Annotated in this window: 3 protein-coding genes and 1 riboswitch; of the genes, 1 reads left to right on the plus strand and 2 read right to left on the minus strand. The window is 73.1% G+C overall.

Annotation, left to right across the window (positions count from 1 at the left end; genetic code table 11):
- Together gcvP and EYA84_RS28845 are read right to left on the minus strand one after the other, a co-directional pair.
- A partial coding sequence (gene gcvP, locus EYA84_RS28840; RefSeq protein WP_131057135.1) for an aminomethyl-transferring glycine dehydrogenase occupies positions 1–2150 on the minus strand: 2150 nt, incomplete at its 3' end.
- Between the two features lie 75 nt (positions 2151–2225).
- A riboswitch (glycine riboswitch) is annotated at positions 2226–2324 on the minus strand.
- Between the two features lie 61 nt (positions 2325–2385).
- A complete protein-coding gene (locus tag EYA84_RS28845; protein ID WP_131057137.1) occupies positions 2386–3252 on the minus strand; it encodes an NAD-dependent protein deacetylase in 867 nt (288 codons plus the stop codon).
- Between the two features lie 72 nt (positions 3253–3324).
- Here EYA84_RS28845 and EYA84_RS28850 point away from each other — a divergent pair.
- Positions 3325–3518, plus strand: a 194-nt coding sequence (locus EYA84_RS28850; protein WP_153227123.1) for an NAD(P)H-binding protein, incomplete at its 3' end; no start/stop codon positions are given.

A 3518-nucleotide genomic window follows, 5' to 3' on the forward strand; every position in this document is an offset into this window, starting at 1 on the left:
CCGGGCAGGAACGGCGCCAGGTGCGCGCGCACCGCCACCGGACCCACCCCGGGGCCACCGCCGCCGTGCGGGATGCAGAACGTCTTGTGCAGGTTCAGGTGCGACACGTCGGCCCCGAACCGGCCCGGCTTGGCGAACCCGACCAGCGCGTTGAGGTTCGCGCCGTCGACGTACACCTGACCGCCGGCGTCGTGCACCTTCGCGCACAGCGACGCGATGCCCGTCTCGTACACGCCGTGCGTCGACGGGTACGTCACCATGATCGCCGCCAGGGCGTCCCGGTGCCGGTCGATCTTGGCGTCCAGGTCGACCGGGTCGACGTTGCCGTCGTCGTCGCAGCCGACCACCACCACCCGCATCCCGGCCATCACCGCGCTCGCGGCGTTCGTGCCGTGCGCCGACGACGGGATCAGACACACGTCCCGGTGCCCCTCACCCCGGTCACGGTGGTACGCGCGGATCGCCAGCAACCCGGCCAATTCCCCCTGCGACCCGGCGTTGGGCTGCACACTGACCGCGTCGTAGCCGGTCACCTCGGCCAGCCACCCCTCCAACTGGCCGATCATCTCCCGGTAGCCGGCGGTCTGCTCCGCCGGGGCGAACGGGTGGATGTGGGCGAACTCCGCCCAGCTCACCGGCTCCATCTCGGTGGTGGCGTTGAGTTTCATCGTGCACGACCCCAGCGGGATCATGCCCCGGTCCAGCGCGTAGTCGAAGTCGGCCAGCCGCCGCAGGTACCGCAGCATCGCCGTCTCCGAGTGGTGCGACCGGAACACCGGGTGGGTGAGGACCTCGTCGGTCCGCCGCAACGCGTCCGGTAGCGCCGCCGTCACCGCGCCGTCGACACCGTCGACGCCGAACGCCGCCCACACCGCCGCCACGTGCTCCCGCGTGGTGGTCTCGTCGCACGAGATCCCCACCCGGTCGTCGTCGACCAGCCGCAGGTTCACCCCGCGCGCCGCCGCGTCGGCCACCACCTGAGCGGCGCGCCCCGGCACCGTCGCCGTGACCGTGTCGAAGAACGGCACGTCGGCCACGTCCACGCCACCGGCCCGCAGGCCCGCGGCCAGCCGCACCGCCGTCTCGTGGGTGCGCGTCGCGATCGCCCGCAACCCGTCCGGACCGTGGTAGACGGCGTACATGCCGGCCATCACCGCCAGCAGCACCTGCGCGGTGCAGATGTTGCTGGTCGCCTTCTCCCGCCGGATGTGCTGCTCACGGGTCTGCAACGCCAGCCGGTACGCCGGGTCGCCGGCGGTGTCGCGGGACACCCCGACCAGCCGGCCGGGCAGCATCCGCTCCAACCCGGCCCGCACCGCCAGGTAGCCGGCGTGCGGCCCCCCGAAACCCATCGGCACCCCGAACCGTTGGGTGGTGCCGGCGGCGATGTCCGCGCCGATCTGCCCCGGCGACCGCAGCAGCGTCAACGCCAGCAGGTCCGCCGCCACCGTCACCAACGCGCCGACCTCGTGCGCCGCCGCCACCAGCGGCGCCTGGTCGTGGACCGCCCCGGACGCCCCCGGGTACTGCAGGTGCAGGCCGAAGAACTCCGCCGGCAACTCCTGCACGGTCAGGTCCAGCACCCGCACCTCGATGCCGAGCGGCTCGGCCCGACCGGCGATCACCGCGATGGTCTGCGGCAGGGCGTCGGCGTCGACCACGTACACCGGGCTGCTGCTCTTCGACGCCCGCCGCGCCAACGTCATCGCCTCGGCCGCGGCGGTACCCTCGTCGAGCATCGACGCGTTCGCGGTCGCCAGACCGGTCAGGTCCGACACCATGGTCTGGAAGTTCAGCAGCGCCTCCAACCGGCCTTGGCTGATCTCCGGCTGGTACGGCGTGTACGCCGTGTACCAGGCCGGGTTCTCCAGCACGTTACGGCGGATCACCGCCGGGGTGTACGTGCCGTGGTAGCCGAGACCGATCATCGACACGGCGACGGTGTTGCGGGCGGCGAGGGCCCGCAACTCGGTCAGGGTCTCGTGCTCACCGGTGGGCTCCGGCAGGTCCAGGCGACCGTGCCAGCGGATCACCTCGGGGATCGCCGCGTCCATCAGCTCGTCGATCGAGGCGTACCCGACCGTGGCCAACATCCGGCGTTCGTCGTCCGGACCGGGACCGATGTGACGGTCGGCGAACTCTGAGGTCATGAGGGGCGCTCCTGCGGGGCGGGGTCGACAGGTCGGCCCTCCCCCTCTGTCACACCCACGGGCGCTCCACAGTGCCTGACCCACGCGGTCCTTTTGCCTGAGAGGTTCCGGGGAGGATTTGCCCCTTCGGCGCCGCCCCGGCTGCCGCCAGGCGGTCTCTCCCACGCGGGTGCTACCGGCACGATCAACGCTACCAGCGTCCCCGACGGCCCACACCGAAGCCCCGGCCCCCTGCTCAGGAGGCGACGGTCACCACCGGATCCGCGCCGGCCGGGCAGAGCCGGTCGGCCAGCGCCGGCACCAGACGGCCCAGCGGGGCGTCGACGCGCAGCCGCGCGTACCCGTCACCGCGCGTGGCCCCCTGGTTGACGATCACCACCGGCACGTCCTGCCGGGCCGCCGCCGACACGAACCGCCGCCCCGACATCACCGTCAGCGACGACCCCAGCACCAGCAGCAGCCGCGCCTGCCGCACCATCGCGTAACACCGCGCCACCCGGGGCGCCGGCACCGTCTCGCCGAAGAACACCACGTCCGGTTTGAGCATCCCGCCGCACGCCCCGCAGTCGACCACCCGGAACCCGGCCACCTGGTCGTCGTCGAGATCCACGTCACCGTCCGGGTTGATCGCGACGGCTTGCGCGTCGAACCCCGGGTTGGCCCGCCGCAGCCGCCCGTCCAGGTCCTCCCGCGTCGTCCGCCGACCGCAGCCCAGACACACCACCTCGTCGAGGCGGCCGTGCAACTCCACCACCCCGGCGCTGCCGGCGGCCGTGTGCAGCCCGTCCACGTTCTGCGTGATGATCCCCGTCACCACACCGGCCCGCTGCAGCCGGGCCACCGCCCGATGCCCGTCGTTGGGGTCCGCCCGCGCGATCCACCGCCACCCCAGGTGGCTGCGCGCCCAGTAGCGGCGACGGGCCGCCACGTCACCGGTGAACGTCTGGTACGTCATGGGGGTGTGCCGGCGCGCCACCCCGCTGGGCCCCCGATAGTCGGGGATACCCGACTCGGTGGACAGGCCGGCGCCGCTGAGCACCACCACCGCACCGCCGGCGGCCAAACCCGCCACCTGCTCGATCACGTCCTCCACCCGCACCATGCTGCCCCAACCGGCGGCCCGTCGGCGAGCCAGCGGCGGCAGGGCCACACCCCGGGCGGATAGATTCGTCCCATGCGTGTCGTCATCGCCGGAGGCCACGGCAAGATCGCCCGACTGTTGCACCGCGAACTCGCCGCCCGCGGCGACGTCCCCGTCGGCCTCGTCCGCAACCCCGACCACCGCGCCGCGCTGCGCGCCGACGGCGCCGTGCCCGTCCTGGCCGACCTGGAACACGTCACCGCAGGCGCGGTCTCTTATCCACATCT

It is taken from the genome of Verrucosispora sp. SN26_14.1 (assembly GCF_004307965.1).
In the GTDB taxonomy this organism is placed as follows: Bacteria; Actinomycetota; Actinomycetes; order Mycobacteriales; family Micromonosporaceae; genus Micromonospora.